This window comes from Gemmatimonadota bacterium, assembly GCA_030747075.1.
Lineage (GTDB): Bacteria > ARS69 > ARS69 > ARS69 > ARS69 > ARS69.
Map to the genome: position 1 here is coordinate 51,828 of JASLLL010000001.1, position 18,022 is coordinate 69,849.

An 18,022-nucleotide genomic window follows, 5' to 3' on the forward strand; every position below is an offset into this window, starting at 1 on the left:
TTCGCTCCAGCCCGGCAACCCGTGTCCGCCGGTGTCTACTTCGTGCGATGGGATGACGGGGAGACCCGCGCGGCCGGGAAGGTCGTCGTTCTCGACTGATTCCTCCCCGCAAGACGCGCCCCGCCGGGCCGGTATCAAACCGGATCCCCGCGGGGCGCTTTCCCCTCCCATGCGCTATCATCCGCCCTCGGGAGTCCCCGCACCCGCGGTGCCCTCCCGCGACCCTGATCCCGAGGTGACCGACCATGCGTGATCGCGTTCTCCGTCTCCTTCCGGTGCTTGCCATCCCCCTTGTCCTCACTGGCGCCCTCGGGGAAGCCGCGACCGCCGAGCCCGTGGGATTTCGATTCCGCCCGGACGCATCCGTGCAAAGCATGTTCGTGGCGGGCGATTTCAACCACTGGAACCCGTCGGGCCTCCCGATGGCCGATGAGGATGGCGACGGGCAGTGGGAAGCAACCGCAGACCTTCCGCCCGGTCGGTACGAGTACCTATTCGTGGTGGATGGAGAGTGGCTGGAGGATTCCGACGCGGCCGAATCCGTGCGGAACGCGTTCGGGGGAAGAAGTTCCGTGGTGGTGGTCGGGGAGTCCGATGCGCAGGGTGCGTTCGTGAACGCGACGAGCGCCGGTTCCGCACCCGACGGGGACGCCATCAACACCTCATTCCGCTACCAGCCTCTCATCTCCGGAGTGGAGCATGTAATGCTGGCCGGTTCCTTCAACGACTGGAACGCTTCCGCGACGGAGATGGCCGACGACGACGGCGACGGCGTCTACACCGCCACGCTTCCCCTCCCTCCCGGAGAGCACCGGTACAAGTTCGTCGTCGACGGGAACTGGATCACCGATACCGCCGCCGAGTCGTTTACCGACGACGGGTTGGGCGGGACGAACTCCGTCGTGCATGTGGGCGAAGCGGCTGCCCGGCCTGCGGGGATGGGGCCGCGACGGGTGCTCTTTTCGTGCGAGCCTCCCTCCGCACCCGGCGAGATGTACCTGGCCGGAACATTCAACGACTGGGCTGTCGGCAAGACCCCCATGTCGGACGACGACGGAGACGGCCTCTGGACAACCACGCTCCTCCTCCCGCCGGGCCGCCATCAGTACAAGTTCGTCGTCGATGGAAACTGGATCACCGATGAATCGGCCGACGCGTTCAGCGACGACGGCTTCGGAGGACAGAACTCGATCATCGAGGTGGATGCGCGGCACGAAGAGGTCACTCTCCGGCGCGGGGACGGGTTGATCCTGACCGAGGGCATTGTCCATCGCCAGACACTCCGCGAGGTGAACCGCGCCTCGGAGGAAACCGCCGTCATCACCGCCCGCGCCTTCGCCGGGGATGTGGAGGGAATCGACCTTGTGGCATTCCCGGCGGGAGTCGAGACGCGAACGCCGATGGCAAACGCCGGGCGCGACGCCACGCATGAGTTCTTTCGCGGAGACCTGGTCATTCCGGAGGGCGCCGACGCTTTCGAGTATCACTTCGTCTACCGGGACGGCGACGCACACGTCGCGCTGACTCCGGGCGGCTTCGCCCCGGAAGCGGAGCGCGGACCGGGATTCACCTTCTCCGCGGACACCATCACGCTCTTCGACACGCCCGACTGGATCCGGGACGGCGTGATCTACCAGATCTTCCCCGAACGATTCGCAAACGGAGACCCGTCCAACGATCCCGACTTCCAGGAACCCTGGTACGACGGAAAGACAACGCTCCCGCGAAGCGGAAGCACGAACGAAGTCTACTACCACGCTACCGAGGACTGGTACGACACCGCCGGACTCGCAAAGAGCCCCTACCGGACAGACGGACGGCCCGACTACTTCTCCTTCTACGGCGGCGACATCGAAGGGGTTCGGCAGAATCTGGACTATCTGGAGGATCTCGGGATCTCGGTGATCTACTTCAACCCGCTCTTTCCGGCAGAGTCCAACCACAAGTACGACGCCTGCGACTACCGGGGCGTGGACCCGCACTTCGGCGACGAAGCCACCTTCCGCGCCTTCGTGGACGAAGCGCACGCGCGCGGCATTCGGATTGTGGCGGACTGGGTCATCAACCACACGGGCGATTGCCACTATGCCTTCCGCGACACCATGGAGAAGGGGCCCGAGTCCGCATACTGGGACTGGTACGAATGGAAGCGCTGGCCGCTCCCCGATCGGATTCCCGAGGGCGAACGAATGGACGCGTACTACGCCTGCTGGTGGGGGTTCGGGTCGCTCCCGGAACTCAACTTCGATCTCTCGCGCCCGAATGCCGCCGAGAACAACATTGGGGACATCGCCGATGCAGAGGTCAACCAACCGGTCATCGACAATGTTCTGGAGTCCGCGCGTTACTGGCTGACCGATCTGGATGTGGACGGCTTCCGCCTTGATGTTCCGAACGAGGTTCCCTTCTGGATCTGGAAACTCTTCCGCGCGGAGGTCAAGCGCATCAAGCCGGATGCGTATCTCGTCGGCGAGATCTGGGGAGATGCAGGGGACTGGGTTTCGCCGGAGTGCTTCGATGCCACCATGAACTACCGGTACTTCAAGGATCCGGCCGTCGGGTTCCTCGGCAAGGGAGAGATCGACGCGAAGCGGTTTGACGCGGACCTTGCATCCGGACGCATGGCGTACCCGGAGCAAGCGGTGCGGGTGATGATGAACCTCGTGGACAGCCACGACACGCCCCGGCATCTCACGGCGATCGGCGGTGACATCCGCCGACTTCTTCTGACAGCGCTCTTCCAGATGACCTATGTCGGGTCGCCGCACATCTACTACGGAGACGAAATCGCTATGACCGGAGGCGCCGACCCGGACTGTCGCCGCCCGTTCCGCTGGACCTGGCGCGACGAACCGGAACGCGTCGCCGTCCACGACCGATACCGTGAACTGATCCGACTTCGACGGACACATGCGGCCTTCACCTCCGGCGAATACAAGACTCTCTTCGCCGAGGGCGGCGTCCACGCCTTCGCCAGGTTCGACGAGAGCGAGTTGTTCATCATCGCCATGAATGCGTCCGACCGTGCGGCCAGCGCCTCCGTTCCCCTCCACGGTCTTCCCTGCGAGCCGGATGCCGCCTTTCGGAGCGCGCTGGAAGGGGGAGCCGATGCCGTGGCCTCCGATGGCACGCTTGCCCTCCCGCTGGACGCGGTCTCCGCTGTGATCCTCCGGACTCCCGCGTCGCCTTGAATCGTCCGCAAGTGCATTGATATACTGGGAGGTGACGCACTGATGATCCGGGGTGGAACGGTGCCCTTCGCGCGGCCCCCATCGACTGAGAATGGACATCCACACTGAGGAGACCCGCCCCATGCGCTTCCGATCTGCGGCCGCAGTTCTCGCTCTGTTCGCACTTGTCCCGACAGCGCCCGGCGCCGCGCTCTCCCCGCACGCGCTCGGCGACGCGGACGCCTGGGACTCGCACCCCATTCGTGCGCTGGACCCGGTATACGACACCGCCTTCCCGGGATCCGCGGGCGACCTCATGTCGCTCCGCTTTGTGCGTGTCGGAAACCAGCTCATCTTTCGAGCGGGCGTCATGAATCTCCTGCATGAACCGAGCGCCGATGTCGTCTTCCTCGTGGACTGCCGGGCCGGAGGCTCCCACGAACTCCCGGGCACCGACGATGCACGCGCACCCTTCGCGTGGGACTTCGCGCTCCGTGTATCCGGAGGGCCGGGTGATGCTCGCGTCCGTTCCTCCGTTGCGGGTGAACTGCGCGCATCGTCTCTTCCCGCACTTGCCGCCATCACGCCCGATGCGGACATGGTGGAAGCGTCGGTCGCCGCCCCGTCTTTTCTTCCTGCCGCCGACTCGTTCCGGATTGCCGCAGTGACGCTCTCCGACGGGCGACTGCAGGACACGATCGTCACTGCTGCGAACTCCCGCGTTGGCGCGAAGAATGTCTCCTTCGTTCAGCACGGGAATCAGGGTCTTACCTGGTCCAGTGTGTTTCTGGGGGAGCGCGGCGAAGCCTCCACCTCTCCGGGTGATGTCAACAATCCCGACGACGGGTTTGACGAAGTCCTGGAGGCGCACAGCTTCTACTCGATCCCGGGGTGTTTCCATCTGGCCTCCACGCTTCAGGCCTCCGCCGAGTGGCACAACCCGGCGTTCAACGATTCGCTGGTCGCCGGTGTTGCCGCTGGATGGGCCGACATGGTGACCTCCGCCTATGCGCAGCACATGATGCCCTTCGTGCGAGACGAGATGAACGACTGGTCCGTCCATGTCGAGAAGAACATGACCGACTGGAGATACGGAACGAACAGCACCGTCGCGTGGGTTCCCGAACGCGTCTGGGTAGAAAGCCCGGACACCGACGGCAACGGTACCGACGCATCCTGCGGAGTCGTCGACGCCACCATCTCCGACAACTGGCTCCCGCACGGAGTAGAGGCCGTCATCCTCGATGACTACATCCACGGCGCCTACTACGACGATGCGCTGAACGATCGACACATCCTCGTGCTTCCGAACGGCCTCAAGGTCATTCCGATCGACAACACCTTCGTCGGCGACCTGAACTGGGACTGGGGCACGGCATGGAACACAATCATCACGCTGTCCTCCGATGAACTTCTCGTCTACGGCAATGACTGGGAAATGGTCGCCGAGGTGAGCCAGGGTGCGTCGAACATGGATGCGCTCAACAACTACATACAGGTCTTGAGACAGTGTTCGCTCAACAGCGGGACCGTGTCCGCCTGGAAGATCTCCGATGCCATCCACGAGCCCGCCTTCATCTCCGGCGTGTCCGGGCCCATCATTCAGAATGGAACCTACGGGCTTCTGGGAGGATTCGGTGGATACGGCGGCGCGTGCAACTCATGGTACACGGACTGGGCCGCCTACGCGGACCCACAGCACCAGTGGGATCAGCACTCCCCGGTCTGGGACTACGGGACCATCTGGAACAACACCTATACCAAGATCATGGGCGTCCCGCAGAACAGCCTCTCCGAGTCCGCATGGTATGTCATGATGACCAATCTCCACGAGACGGGCTGGCACGACGACGGCCAGATATCCGGATGGATCTATCGCTACTCCAACCACATTCACAACGCGAACGCCTATGCCGAAGCGGCACGCTGGGCCGATGGCCTCTACGCCACCACCACCGGGGCTTACCTGGAGGACATCGACATGGATGGCCAGACGGAGGCCGTCATCTACAACGACCGCGTCATGGCTGTCTTTGAACCGGCGGGTGGACGCGCCGCCTGGATCTTCGCGAAGGGTCCGACCCTCGCCGACTACGAGTACTCCGTCGCGGGGAACTGCAATGTCTACTGGTCAAGCACCGAGGGCGACTACAATGAGGGGAACCACATCGCGTGCCTCTCCGATGTCTCCGTATCTGGAGTTGACCGTGAGCATGAACCCTACGCGTTTCAGATTGTGCAAGGGGCCGGTTCCACCGTGTCCCTTGAGTTGGCGCACCCCAGCGTAACGAAGACCGTCTCCCTCACTCTCGGCGACAAGTATCTTGATATCGCCTACCTGGCCGCCTCGGACAATGTCTATGTGAAGAACGCGTTCAGCCCCGACCTGGTGGACCTCGCGTGGAACGCTCGCACCGAGAGGATCTGGTCTCCCGCGCCGTCCGGGTCGTGGTTCGGTCATCGCAACCCGAACACCGGGGCGACCGGTGCCGTCGTCGTGGGGTCCGCGGGGGCCACGCACAACTTCCAGTTCAGCTCCACGCTCCTGGAGGGTGATGAACTGCGGGGACCCCGCAAGTTCCGCATCTACCTCTTTGCGGGAGAGACCACCACGCCCGACTCTTCCGGAGCGCTGGCGGAACTGGACGCGCTCGCCGCCGGACTCACGGACACCTTCCCGCCCGCCGCCATCTCTGCGTCCTACTACCCGAACCCGGACAAGTTGACGATCTCATTTGATGAGACAGTCGCCCATGCCACGGTCTCTGTGACCGGATTCGGCATCGACGCAGACAACGACGGCGTCGCGGAGGTGGCACTCTCACCCGGGTGCGTCGTCCTGAATACTGCGGACTCCGACCGGATCGACATCACGCTTGACACCACCACCGCCGCCGCGCTGGAAGCACTGGGCGGTTCCGCGGAACTCCTGATGGCCGCCGCCACGGTCTTTGACGGTTCCGGAATCGGAAACGACCCGCTCGACCATACGGGCGATGTCCCCGTCGCGATCCAACCCCCCACCCTCATCACCATCGACGGGGAGTTCGATGCGGCGGAGTGGACGCCCTCCACCTTGGTCGTCGACGACTTCTGGGATTCCGGCTGGACAACGCCCGCCCCCGGAGACACGAACGACATCAACGCACTCCATGTCACCTGGGATTCGGCCTTCGTGTATCTCGGCGTGCTCGGGAAGGTGTCCGGCAACTCGTGGCTTCTGTACCTGGACGCGGACCCCGGTGGACCCAACGGTTCCGCCGACCTGTCCGCCATCAACACCTGGGAACGCGGCACCGTTTTCACGGGCGGCTTCCGGGCCGACTTCCAGTACGGATGCTATCAGCATCAGAGTGCGTACGACGGCGACAACTTCTGGCGAATCGACACCGACACCACGACCACGGATCTGTCGTCCTCCGTCATGACCGCGTTCGACTCCATGCACTCCCACGGCGATCAGGGAGGAAGCGAGCTCGCGATCCCGTGGGATGTGCTCTACGGAATGGGAGTCGGTGCCGTACCGCCCGGGGCCGGACTTGCAATGGTCGCGTCCATCTGCTGGGACCCGGATCCCTCCGGCGAGCTTGGCGGCGACTCCGCCCCCGACAACGCCACGGCGACGCTTCCGACGATCGACCGGTGGATCTCGTTCACCGTGGATGCCGATGGAGACGGCGTCCCCGATGCGACACCGCCCGCCGTCGGCGTTGCCGCACTTCCGACCGCGGTCACACAACCGATCATCTCTTCCGTGGTCCCCAACCCGTTCTCGCCCACAACGCGTGTCACCTTCGCGCTGCCCGGAGACACCCGTCCCGGGGAGGTGGCCCGCCTGGAGGTCTTCGATGTCGGCGGTCGGTCCGTCCGCGTATTGCACAACGGCCCGGCGAATGCGGGTGCCCATACAGTAGTGTGGGACGGCACGGACGCTTCCGGGTCCCACCTGGCCGCGGGAGTCTTCTTCGCAAAACTCTCCGCACCCGGCGGACACTCCACGAAGAAGTTGGTGCTTCTCAGGTAACGGAAGGGGCCGGCCGGGTCTCCCCTGCCGGCCCTCAACACTCAGACTGCTTCGGCGTTATCGAAGCATGACCACGCGGCGTGCGACGATGCCCTGCGCATCACGCACACGCACGAAGTACACACCGGACAGGACGCGCTCTCCGGTGAGGCCGATGCCATTCCATTGGATCGTATGCGAATCGTCCGCCGACGAACCCGTTCCCAGAAGCGCCACGCGCCGTCCGCGAACATCCACGACATCGATCGCCTCGACATCCGTGCGGTTCATGCCGAAGCGAATCGACACATCTCCGCCCGCCGGGTTGGGCCAGACCGACAGCGAACGGGTGGCTGCCCCGTCGGTCGGCATGGTGGAAGACACATTCGGCGTTCCATGTCCCAAGACATCCATTGTGAGCGTAATCTCAGTTCCGGTGGGACTGTCCGCGGCCGGAATCGTTTCGCTGGAGTGAAGCGTGAAGTCGAAGGTGTTCGTATTCAAGCTGGACGCGCTGGTGCCGGCCGAATCCGTACACACCGGCCCCACGCCCACGCAGGTGAGCATGGTATCCGTGTACGCGACGGACGCTCCGAAGAGTGGGTCGTACACATAGTCCACAATGATCGGCAGGTACTGGTTCAGTTCCACAAATCCGTCGTTGGGCACCGCGTCTTCAACCAGCCCATTGGCCGGGTCACCGAGAAGGCTCACAATCGTGACATTCTTGAGCGAGGCCAGTCCCATGTTGATATCGTCCACGGCGGAGTTCAGCGCGCGAATCGTGTCCACTGCACCGGCCACCAGCGACGGGTCGACGCTGAACTCGAAGGTCCCCTGCATGTTCGCCTCGAAGCTTGATCCAAGAGCCGTGATCGTCACCGTGCTCTGGCTGTAGTCGATCACATAGTCGTAGTTCATGGACGCGTCTGCGGCGGGCGCCACAAGGACGCAGATCGACGCCGTCAGGAGTCCAAAGAGGCGGGATGTGTTTCGTCTTGGGGTCATCGTGGGTCTCCTCAGGGGATGAGGACGATCTTCCGCGTTTCGCAGAAGCCGTCCATCTCAATCCGGTAGAAGTAGAGTCCGGCGGGAAGCCTGCGTCCGAACCCGTCCGTACCGTTCCAGATCACCCGGGACGCGCCCCGGGGCCTCTGTCCATCCACGAGCACGCTCACGCGACGCCCGCGTACATCAAACACGGACAGACGAACATCGCCTTCCCGTGCCACACCATAATCGATCTGCACCGATCCACGCGAGGGATTCGGACATCCCTTCGACAGGAAGTTACCCCGCGCTGATGCGGGAATGTCGGCGCCTGTCACGCCCGTACAGTCTCCAAAGTAGTGAACGGGCAGGATGATCGGGTTCTCGGTTGAGAATATGGAGTCATCGAGAAACACATTTCTGTTCGGTCCCGGATCGCATTCGTAGACGCCACCCAGCAGATACTTGAACTCGACACTCTTCAATGTCCCGGCGGGAAATGTGAGTCGCCGCGAGAACACCCCGTCCCCGGCGACACTGTCGGGAAGGACACCGTCATCCGCAAAGAGCGTCGTGGACGGCACAGTCCATGTCAGCGGCAGAGCGCTTCCGTTGATCGCCAGCGTGTCTGCCGCCCCGAACGGCGGATCTCCATTGGGCGACTGGACGAAGAACAGCACATCGATGTCGACTCCGGTAAAGTCCACCGGGGCTTCGTCGTTCCACCAGATGTCCAGTGTGTCGGTCCCCGTGGCCGGATCGATCGTGTAGAAGTGGTTTCCGATCGACTCCCAGGTAGCGCAGTTGTGCGTGAACTTGTATTCCAAATCCACCGGAGTCACGCAGTCCATCGAAAAGTCCACATCCGCTGTATAGACACTGTCCCCGTCCGCATCCAGAAGAAGGTGGTCGCAGGTGGGACTCCACGACAGAGGCGCCACTCCCCCTTCGATCGCGAAGGTGTCCGGCGGGCTCGAGAACGACACCAGGTACTGGCTCATATGGCCGCGCACATGCAGCCGGAATCTCATGAACGACGCGACATTACCAGAGCCATCTTCCACAACCGTGTTGTTCGCCAGATCCTTCACGCCCGAAACGGTCACGCTCTCGCAACTCCCGAAGCCAAACGCCGCGTCCAGTGCCAGCGTGACCCCGGTGGAGTCTCCGGTGAGCGCCGCACCGGATACCGTGACGCCACCACTCAGTGCGTAGTTCGCCGCATCTTCCGCCGTCACGGCATCCAGCGCTTCGCTGAAGGAGACCACGAGCGAAGTCGGCGCGCCGTCCGGAACACGGGCGGAAAGTACCGTCGGCGGGATCGTATCCGAGCCGGTCTGCAGCGGAACATGAGTCGAACACATCACGAAGGAAGTGTCCGCCCAGTTGACGGCGTTCCAGTCATCCGGCGGGTCATTTGCCGTATCCTGCGCGGGATCGGTCATGCCGCCACCGGTAGACGCCACCTCCACCCAGATCTCCGCGGGATCCCCCAGCCTTGATCGGGAGATCTTCCATTCGATCCCCGAAGGCGACCCGGCGGACAGCGCCGCACCGTCCACCGCGCCGACCCCACTCCACGCCGCGCCGGTCCACTCCCAGAATTGCGTGTCGCTTGCGCCGTAAGGCGGGTTGTCCAGCCATGTGCGGGCCGAATACTCGACAAGGTGCGCATCGTCCACCACAACGCTACGGCCCCACGGGTCTGATGTGGCACCCGTGGAGTCGTTCGTGGTGTCGATCAGGAGAAGGTACTTGCCCCAGTTCGCGGACGCGATGTCCTCGTGCACGGTGAAGAGAAAGTACCAATACGCGTTGTCGTTGCACACGAAGAGGTCGCCCAGATCCATCGGGGCATTCCCCTGCGGTGCGTCCACGGGGTCGGTCGCCTCGGGCCCACCATAGACCGCGTCCACCATACCATCGACGGCCGGGGTGCCGAAACCGGCAGCCCGGACATCCAGAGTCAGGGCGGTCGAGACAAACAAGACGGAAATCCAGAGGGCCAACCGCGCATGGCGGTACGCATTCATGGGTCTCGACTCCTTGGAATCATCGGGTCGAAGAGTGGGTCCCCAGGGAGTGGCTGGAGATCCGCGAAGATGTCGACACTCATCGTACCAGAAGAGCGCTGTGCTTCACAAACCGGAGCCCACTCGTGGATCCTCGAAAAGCGGACGACATTGACCGTGCGGGGCGATCCGCCCATAATCCGCGTCTCAGACGGTTTTTCGTCAGTTCGTTGCGCACGCCTTTGTCCATTTTATGTGAACTGTGGAGTCTTCTTGCGAATTCTTCCCGACCCTCTTGTTTTGTGTGTCTTGTTCGCACTCTCGCTGCTTTCCGTCACCTCCTGCGGTCGCGGAGATCGTCCCGATGACTCCGCGACGCTCACGCTCTGGGAGATGATGGACCCTCCGGAGCGAGAACTCCTCGCCACGCAGATCACCACCTTCGAGGCGGAACACCCGGGCATTGCGGTGGAAGTCACGCACTTCGGCGTGGAGGATGTCCGAAGCCAGTTCCTGACTGCGGTCATCGGCGGGGGCGGTCCAGACATCGTGTACGGCCCTTCCGACCAGGTGGGCCCCTTTTCCGCCGCACGCTCCATCCTGCCCATGGACGACCTGTTCGGCGAGGACTTCCTGGCGCGGTTCGCCCCGATGGCACTCGACACGCTCGCCGGTCATGTCTGGGACATCCCCGACCAGTTCGGCAACCACCTCACGCTTGTATGCAATACGGATCTCGTCCCGACACCGCCGAAGAACACGGACGAGCTCATCCGCATGGCGAAGCAACACACGACAGACTTCGACGGAGACGGCACGCTGGACCGATACGGTCTGGTCTTTGAGTCGAAGGAGCCGTTCTGGCTGGTGCCGTGGCTCGCCGGATTCGGCGGGTGGGTCATGGACGACAACGCTCACCCCACGCTGGACTCCCCCGCCATGGCCGACGCGCTGGCATTCCTTCGCGATCTGCGTCACACGCATCAGGTGTTGCCGGCCGACTGCGACTACGAACTCGCCGACATGCTCTTCAAGGAAGGCCGGGCCGCCATGATCATCAACGGACCCTGGGCATGGTCCGGCTATCGTGACGCGGGGGTGAGCATCCGGCTTGCGTTGCTTCCTCGCGTCTCCGAAACCGGATTGCTTCCCGCACCGATGATTTCGCATCGCGGGTATTCCATTGCACGATCCTGTCCGGAAGCCAGGCGTGGCGCGGCACTGGACCTCATTCGCTTCCTCGTTTCCGACAAGGCACAGCGCGACCGCACGCAGCGGCTGGGAATCCTCCCGAGCCTCGCATCCGCGCTTCAGGATCCGACGCTGCGCGACGACCCCATTCTGTCCGCATCGCTGGAGCAGGCGCTTGCCGGAAGACGCATGCCCGTCGTCCCCGGGATGCGCGCCGTCTGGGACGCCATGCGCCCCGGCTTCCAGAATGTCATGAATCGCGAGTTGGAACCCGCAGAGGCCGCGCAGGCCATGCAGGAGGACGCGCTGAAGAAGATCGCGGAGATGGATCGGTGACCGCTGCCCCTTGGGTTACTCCGTGAGACTGCCCAACTCTCTTCGTCGCCACGGCCTTCCGTTTCTCTTCCTCGCGCCGTCCTTCGCTGTGATGTTCGCTGTTGTGGTCTATCCGTTCCTGTACAACTTTGCGCTCTCCACCACGAACATGAACCTGTACCACCTCTTCGATCCTGAGTTTATCGGCCTCGAACATTACCGGTCCATCCTCGCCGAGTCGGACATGTACCGCGTCTTCGCAAAGACCCTGGCGTGGACCGTGGTGAACCTCTTCTTCCATGTGACCATCGGTGTCGGTCTCGCGCTTCTTCTGAACCGGGAGATGCGCGGACGGGGGATCTTCCGCGCGCTCCTCATCCTTCCATGGGCAATGCCGCAGTTCATCACGGCACTGACATGGCGCGGAATGTTCAACTACGACTATGGCCTCGTGAACCTCCTCCTGACGCGGGTGCTGCATCTCTCCGCCGTTCCGTGGTTCGCATCGGAGCAGTCCGCCTTCCTGGCCGCGGTCGCCACAAATGTCTGGCTCGGCTTTCCCTTCATGATGGTCGTCGCGCTGGGCGGGCTTCAGTCGATTTCGAAGGATGTCTACGAAGCCGCTCACATCGACGGGGCGGGGCGATTCGCTCGACTCCGCCGAATCACACTTCCACTCCTGCGGCCCGTTTTGATTCCGGCGGTGCTTCTTGGCACGATCTGGACCTTCAACAACCTCAATGTCATCTGGCTCGTGACCAACCACGGCGAACCCGCCGACAAGACACACATTCTCGTGTCCCATGTTTACAAGGCCGCGTTCACCTACTATCGCTACGGCTATGCGGCGGCCTTCAGCGTGGTGATCTTCTTCATACTGCTCGGCATCGTGCTCATCTACGCGAAGCAGACGAAGGCCACGGAGAGCGCATCGTGAGATCCCGCACGGGAACGGTCTTTCGGAGGGTTGTCCTGTACACGCTCATGACGATGATTACGATCGTCACGATCTATCCTGTGGTGCAGGTGGTGGGCACCTCGCTCCGGCCCGGAGATCGACTCTACTCCACCTCACTCCGGCCTTTCCCGGAAGACGCCACATTCGACGCGTACCGTGCCATCCTCTTCGAGAAACCGTTTCCGCTCTGGTTCCGGAATTCCTTTGTCGTCGCATTCTTCGTGACCGTGCTGGGGGTGTCGCTGGCCTCCAGCGCGGGCTACGCATTCAGCCGGTTCCGGTTTCCCGGGCGAGGCATCGGCATGTCGGCCTTCCTGGTGACGCAGATGTTCCCGGCCACCATGCTCCTCCTGCCGCTCTACATGCTGATGCGTCGAATCGGCCTCACCGATTCGCTCCCGGGGCTCGCGGTCGCGTACACCGCCACGGCGCTCCCCTTCTGCGTCTGGACCATGAAGGGCTACTTCGACTCGATCCCGATCGACCTGGAGGAGGCCGCGTTCGTGGACGGGGCTTCCCGCGTCGGCGCGTTTCTGCGCGTGCTTCTTCCGCTAGCCGCCCCCGCGCTCGCAATCACCGCACTCTTCTCATTCATGGCCGCCTGGAGCGAGTTCATGGTCGCACGCGTCATCCTCTCCTCGAAGGAGTGGTACACGCTGCCACTGGGACTTGAGGGCCTGGCCGGGACTTTTCAGACGGAGTGGGCGAACTACTCGGCCGGTGCTGTGCTGGTTTCGATTCCGGCCGTCGCGGTGTTCCTGGCACTGAACCGGTTTCTTGTGGGGGGACTCACGCTCGGCGGGGTCAAAGACTGAGTGGCGAGCTACCGGGCGGAGACCGTCGCGAACGCGGCCCCCACCCGACAGCAAGTTCCGTAATCTACTTGTAGGTTCCCTTCACGCTGCCCCAGGAGGCATCGTCAACGGAGACCGGAGGATCCACTGTGACGCGGCTCCGCCCTGTCGCCTGATTGAACTCGAAGAGCACAGGCGTTCCGGCTGTCGTGACCTCGAAGGTCAGGTTGCCTCCCGCGGACGCGCCGCCGTCCCCCCCAATGTTCTGCACATCCCAGCTTCCGACCGCACGCCACTTGCTCTCATGCGTCCCGGTCGCCGCAATCGGTACCGTCACGGACCAGATGTCTCCGTTCAGCACACCGGCCAGCCCGGATCCCCAAGCGCCGATCTCGGGCGGACCACCCACGACCTCGAACGCAGTTCCCGCGGGGGCGAAGTGGGAGTTCCACACGATGTTCTGATCCGGAATCCATCCGTCGCCATGGGAATTGGTGTCCAGCGAGAAGTGGATGATGTCTGCCGCCCCGGAGACATGGACCCACTGGTTGCTTCCCGGGAAGGACGACGACCAGTCGCCCAGCGCGATCTTGAAATCATAGCGGCCGGGATTCTGGTCGGGAGATGTGTCGCACCCGTAGACGCCGTCCCCCGCGGCGCCGTCCCCGTGAAGGCCGTCGTCGAAGAGTTCGTTGCCGCCATCCGCACCCCAGCACCCGGGCGCGCAATAATAATCTCCACGCGCATACCATGGACCTGCCGAGGCGGACGCGACGAACACGGAGGCGAGGGCGCAGACGGTCAACACGGTCAGGGTCTTTTTCATGATGCGGAACTCCGAGGCTTGGCGAGTCAAAGAACGCGCAACGACGAGGCCGGATTGACGCTCCTGTCTCGTCACGGTCGATACTGCATACCAGCATCGGCAATGGCGCGGTCCAGTTCAACCACAATAGGTGTGCGTCTACGAGAGTGCCTGTACACGCTCGCGAGATCCGCATGAATCCGCAAGGATCGGCAAAGCGCTGACCTCGCTCTCCCGGCAGCCACAAAGAGCGACAGGAGTCCGGTGCCGCCGCGGTTCAGTCGCGCACTCTACCCGGGTCGGGGGTGCCTTGCTTTCGCAACATGGACAGGACGCTGTAGCAGGCGGCCGCCGCCAGCAGGTGCTTCGCCGTGTGCCCGCTGATGAAGTTCTGCGAGATGCGGAACACCTCTTCGTCGTACACCTCCATCGCCTTTGCGGATGCATAGAACCCCAGCGCCAGGAGAAGAAGCCACTGGTGCGGCGCATCTTTCCGGAAGAGCAGCATGACGGCCGGAATCGTCATGAGCGGTGCCAGTTGCACCCAGCAATAGGGACGAAGGTCGTCGGTCATGTGCCAGTACCCCACCGACGCCACGCCCAGCACGACGGCGGGAACCAGAAGGGCCGCCGCCCGCCAGCCTGCATACTCCGTCAAGAGTGCGACAAACAACCCCATGAACGCGACAGTCATCGGCAGGCGGTCCCAGACCAGTGTTTCGCTCGTGGGGTTCCAGTGGTAAAAGGCTGAACCGACGCTGACCGTCGCCACTCCCGCAAAGAGAACGATCCATGCCGGGCGCGAAGCCCTCGGGTTCATCCGACGACAGAAGCGAGACCCCAAAAGCCCGACAAGGAGAAACGGCAGATTTGAGACGACATCGCAGAAGTTCGGAATGCCGCACCACGACCGCGCGTCGGCAAAAGCATGATAGCCGGGATCCTGCGGGATGGGATCCACGCTCAGCACGCCCGCCAGTGTCCCGAAGCACAGGAGCACCAGCACGCCGTGCCGCCATGTGAATGCCGCCACCGACACGCTTACGGCAGTTTCGTAATCGTGTAGGTCATCGTTCGCTCATCCAGAAGGAACTCATAGCTGCCGGTCCCCGAGGTGGTGAAGTCCACCTGTCCGATGGCCGGCGGGTCCGCTTCCAGACAGACACTCCCGACAAGCCCGACCCCGCACCCGTCATCCTGCGGGACGCAACCGCCGTAGTCATTTCCCCATGCATCGGCTGTCCGGAACTTCATGTAGTGGCACCCGGCGGAGACAGAGAGCGTGTCCGCCCAGACGCATGGGGAGGTCATCGTCATGGAGGGAGTTCCCTCGCTCCACCCGTTGAAGTCGCCCATGACCTGAATGGCTGTGAACGCGGAAACGCACCCTTCGCTCAACGCCACGCTCCCGGCATCCACCGTCTCGCCCGCACCCACCACCACGCCCTCCACGGTGGCCTCCAGGAATCCCGTGGCGGCGATGCGCACATCGTAGATTCCCTCATCCAGGCCATCGATGGAGAAGACCCCGTTCTGAGCTCCCGTCTCTCCGGACGCCAGCGTAAAGGAGGTGGCCGCGGCGGCGACCTCCACCGTGGCCGGCGGGTAAGGCGGAGTCGGAATCCCTTCAAATGTGACCGCTCCGATGATGCCCGATGCGAACGCTTCCACCAGCACGCTGCGGAATGCGAGCGAATCCTCGTCCAGCGTGACTTCGTAAAGTCCGGGGCTGTATGCGCCATACATCGGGAGGTTCCCTCCTGCCGAATCCAGACACACCGGGCCCGTGGTTTCGGTGTTCGTGAAGTGGTAGTTGCTCCCCGAACAGAACCCGTAATCCGGCGTCTCGCCCCAGTCTCCGTCCGTCGAAAACTTGAACTCCGGCCACGAAACCGGGAGGTCCGAAATGTGCGCAGGGAAGACCGCCACAGTATCCACCCAGCCACAGTTGTCCGTCTGGATCATGCCGTCGTCGGAGAGCCAGAGCGATTCGTCCCAGTTGTTGAATGTCCCGAGGATGTGGATCGTCTCCGCGACACTCCGACACCCGGGACTCAATGTGACGGTTCCGATGTCCATCAGCTCCGGCGCAGTGACGGACACCGCGAAGGTAGTGTCCAGATAGCCCGTGGCACGGAACGACAGATCCAGCGTCTCCGTCGGGAGTCCTGCCACAAGGAACGAGTCGTTTGTCGTGTCCGAAACGGCGTTCGACCAGCGCACCGGGTCTGCACCCTGCCCCCACGCTTCAATCGAAACGGGAGGCGCATCCGGAGGACCGTCCCCAAATGCCATCGTCCCGGAAACCGACGCCCCCGCCTGGAGCACCAGCGTTCCAAGATCCGTTTCCTCTCCGTCTACAAACTCCACCGTGAGAAGCGTGTCAATGTACGCCACGGCATGGACGCGCAGGTCAAAACTGCCGCTGTTGAGTCCGGTGAAGTCAAAGCCGGATTCCGCGCTTCCGGCCGCCAGCGTAACCACCGCCACCTCCGCCCCGGCGGCCGAGAGCGTCAACACCACCTCCGGGCGTGGGTCAGGGGCATCCGCAAACTCCACGCTGCCGGTGATCCCCCCGCTCAGCACAACCGGTACGATGCCCAGATCCGTCCCTGCGTCTCCCGAGACGCTCACATCCCGAACGACCCGCACCGGAAGCCCCGACGATTCCTCCACGACGATCGCAAGCGCATACTTCCCGTCTTCCAGACCTTCGAACGAGAACTCTCCGGTGGTTTCATCCACAGCCGCCAGGTGCGCGTTCGCCTCGCCAACCGCCGCGGGAACCGCCCAACTCACTGGCGTCGTGTTCTCATTGAGCAAGACAAAGTACCGACCGCTCTCGGAAATCTCCACGCCGAGATTGTCCCCGTTCGTGTCGTCCGCCTCTCCGGAGCGAAGCACGGCATCAAGCGCACAACCGTCGCACGCCGCGTACGAGTTCTCCCAACTGCCGTCGGTGGTAAACTTCCACTCCACAAGACCATTGCCATCCGCGTCGTCCTGGGGAGCCAACTCCACATCCCATAACCAGAAGCAACTCGCGGCACGAGTCATTCCCGGTCCGGTCCCCCAGAGTTCCGTGTCCCAGGCGTTCATCTCTCCGAGCACCATCATGGAACTGTAGGCCGACGCACAGCCTGCTGAATACGAGGGGATCGTGAAGAGGAAAGTCTCCGGATAGGGCGCGGTGAATCCTTCGCCGTAGTCCAGGACACCGGAGATGATCCCCTGCGCAAGGCCCCCGGTGGGCTCGAGTATCATGTCGTCCGGGTTCCCGTCGCAGGAGAGAGTCGCCGCAATCGTCAGGCTCGCGCCCAGGCAGAGCGCCCCTCGTGTTCCGAATCTCCGCACCTGCGCCATATCTCTCTCCTAGTCCACGATCACCAGGGAGTTGAACCCCCCGAATCCGTCGTCCACTTTCTGCGGGTTGTTCGGATCTTCCTTCCAGTTCGTCTCATCAATCCGGAACTTGTACTGATAGCGACCGGGAGACAGGTCCACGACGACCTCCCAGACTCCGTCCCCATCCGGATCCTGCATCATCCCGATGTCCCAGGTGGCCGTCTCTCCCTGTCCGCTCAGCCAGTTGTTCTCCGGCCAGCTCCCGGCAAGTTGCACGACTCTCGCGGACGGCGCCTCAAAGTGAAACAGCACTCCGCTTGCCACCGGAGCCGGGGGCGGCAGGCGTCGCTTGATAAACGAGAGCGAACCGCACCCCGCTCCCGCAATCAGTGTTGCGAGGAGAAGGGCCGTGACCCCGCACTTGCCGCGAGCATCCATC

General features: G+C 63.2%; 11 protein-coding genes. 5 read left to right on the forward strand and 6 right to left on the reverse strand.

The genetic code is table 11. The features are described 5' to 3' along the window. The first annotated feature begins 245 nt into the window (after positions 1-245). Together QF819_00170 and QF819_00175 are read left to right on the forward strand one after the other, a co-directional pair. On the forward strand, positions 246-3,191 hold the full coding sequence (locus QF819_00170) for an alpha-amylase family glycosyl hydrolase (protein MDP6801578.1): 2,946 nt from the start codon (positions 246-248) through the stop codon (positions 3,189-3,191). A 121-nt stretch (positions 3,192-3,312) separates the two neighbouring features. Next, entirely contained in the window at positions 3,313-7,194 is a 3,882-nt protein-coding gene (locus QF819_00175; GenBank protein ID MDP6801579.1) for a FlgD immunoglobulin-like domain containing protein, read from the forward strand. Between the two features lie 57 nt (positions 7,195-7,251). On the opposite strand, the gene QF819_00180 is transcribed toward QF819_00175, so the two are convergent. Both QF819_00180 and QF819_00185 read right to left on the reverse strand, forming a co-directional pair. Further along, complete coding sequence (locus tag QF819_00180; GenBank protein MDP6801580.1) at positions 7,252-8,181, reverse strand: T9SS type A sorting domain-containing protein; 930 nt, start codon at positions 8,179-8,181, stop codon at positions 7,252-7,254. Positions 8,182-8,192: 11 nt separating this feature from the next. Then, positions 8,193-10,196, reverse strand: a complete 2,004-nt coding sequence (locus tag QF819_00185; protein ID MDP6801581.1) for an Ig-like domain-containing protein — start codon at positions 10,194-10,196, stop codon at positions 8,193-8,195. Between the two features lie 252 nt (positions 10,197-10,448). Between QF819_00185 and QF819_00190 the strand changes: the two genes are divergently transcribed. Genes QF819_00190 through QF819_00200 form a run of 3 tightly spaced genes read left to right on the forward strand, consistent with a single transcriptional unit; the run spans position 10,449 to position 13,454 of the window. Further along, a complete protein-coding gene (locus QF819_00190) occupies positions 10,449-11,702 on the forward strand; it encodes an extracellular solute-binding protein (protein MDP6801582.1) in 1,254 nt (417 codons plus the stop codon). 22 nt (positions 11,703-11,724) lie between these two features. Then, complete coding sequence (locus QF819_00195) at positions 11,725-12,618, forward strand: sugar ABC transporter permease (GenBank protein MDP6801583.1); 894 nt, start codon at positions 11,725-11,727, stop codon at positions 12,616-12,618. Beyond that, positions 12,615-13,454 carry an ABC transporter permease subunit gene (locus tag QF819_00200; GenBank protein ID MDP6801584.1) on the forward strand — a complete coding sequence of 280 codons (840 nt, stop codon included), beginning with the start codon at positions 12,615-12,617 and terminating at the stop codon, positions 13,452-13,454. The genes QF819_00195 and QF819_00200 overlap by 4 nt, the downstream gene beginning before the upstream one ends. A 64-nt stretch (positions 13,455-13,518) precedes the next feature. Here QF819_00200 and QF819_00205 read toward each other — a convergent pair whose 3' ends face one another. The 4 genes from QF819_00205 to QF819_00220 form a co-directional block, all read right to left on the reverse strand. Then, positions 13,519-14,259 carry a hypothetical protein gene (locus QF819_00205; GenBank protein MDP6801585.1) on the reverse strand — a complete coding sequence of 247 codons (741 nt, stop codon included), beginning with the start codon at positions 14,257-14,259 and terminating at the stop codon, positions 13,519-13,521. A gap of 256 nt (positions 14,260-14,515) precedes the next feature. Then, positions 14,516-15,277 (reverse strand): ceramidase domain-containing protein, encoded by a 762-nt coding sequence (locus QF819_00210; GenBank protein MDP6801586.1) that lies wholly within the window; start codon positions 15,275-15,277, stop codon positions 14,516-14,518. Between the two features lie 2 nt (positions 15,278-15,279). After that, positions 15,280-17,592 (reverse strand): hypothetical protein, encoded by a 2,313-nt coding sequence (locus tag QF819_00215; GenBank protein MDP6801587.1) that lies wholly within the window; start codon positions 17,590-17,592, stop codon positions 15,280-15,282. A gap of 18 nt (positions 17,593-17,610) precedes the next feature. Beyond that, positions 17,611-18,021: a glycogen-binding domain-containing protein gene (locus QF819_00220; protein ID MDP6801588.1), complete on the reverse strand. Its 411-nt coding sequence runs from the start codon at positions 18,019-18,021 to the stop codon at positions 17,611-17,613. Position 18,022: the final 1 nt, after the last annotated feature.

What these genes read in the sequence shown, in the direction of transcription:
- QF819_00170 (MDP6801578.1), top strand. Translation starts at nt 246, where the DNA reads ATGCGTGATCGCGTTCTCCGTCTCCTTCCGGTGCTTGCCATCCCCCTT.
- QF819_00175 (MDP6801579.1), top strand. Translation starts at nt 3,313, where the DNA reads ATGCGCTTCCGATCTGCGGCCGCAGTTCTCGCTCTGTTCGCACTTGTC.
- QF819_00180 (MDP6801580.1), bottom strand. Translation starts at nt 8,181, where the DNA reads ATGACCCCAAGACGAAACACATCCCGCCTCTTTGGACTCCTGACGGCG.
- QF819_00185 (MDP6801581.1), bottom strand. Translation starts at nt 10,196, where the DNA reads ATGAATGCGTACCGCCATGCGCGGTTGGCCCTCTGGATTTCCGTCTTG.
- QF819_00205 (MDP6801585.1), bottom strand. Translation starts at nt 14,259, where the DNA reads ATGAAAAAGACCCTGACCGTGTTGACCGTCTGCGCCCTCGCCTCCGTG.
- QF819_00220 (MDP6801588.1), bottom strand. Translation starts at nt 18,021, where the DNA reads ATGGATGCTCGCGGCAAGTGCGGGGTCACGGCCCTTCTCCTCGCAACA.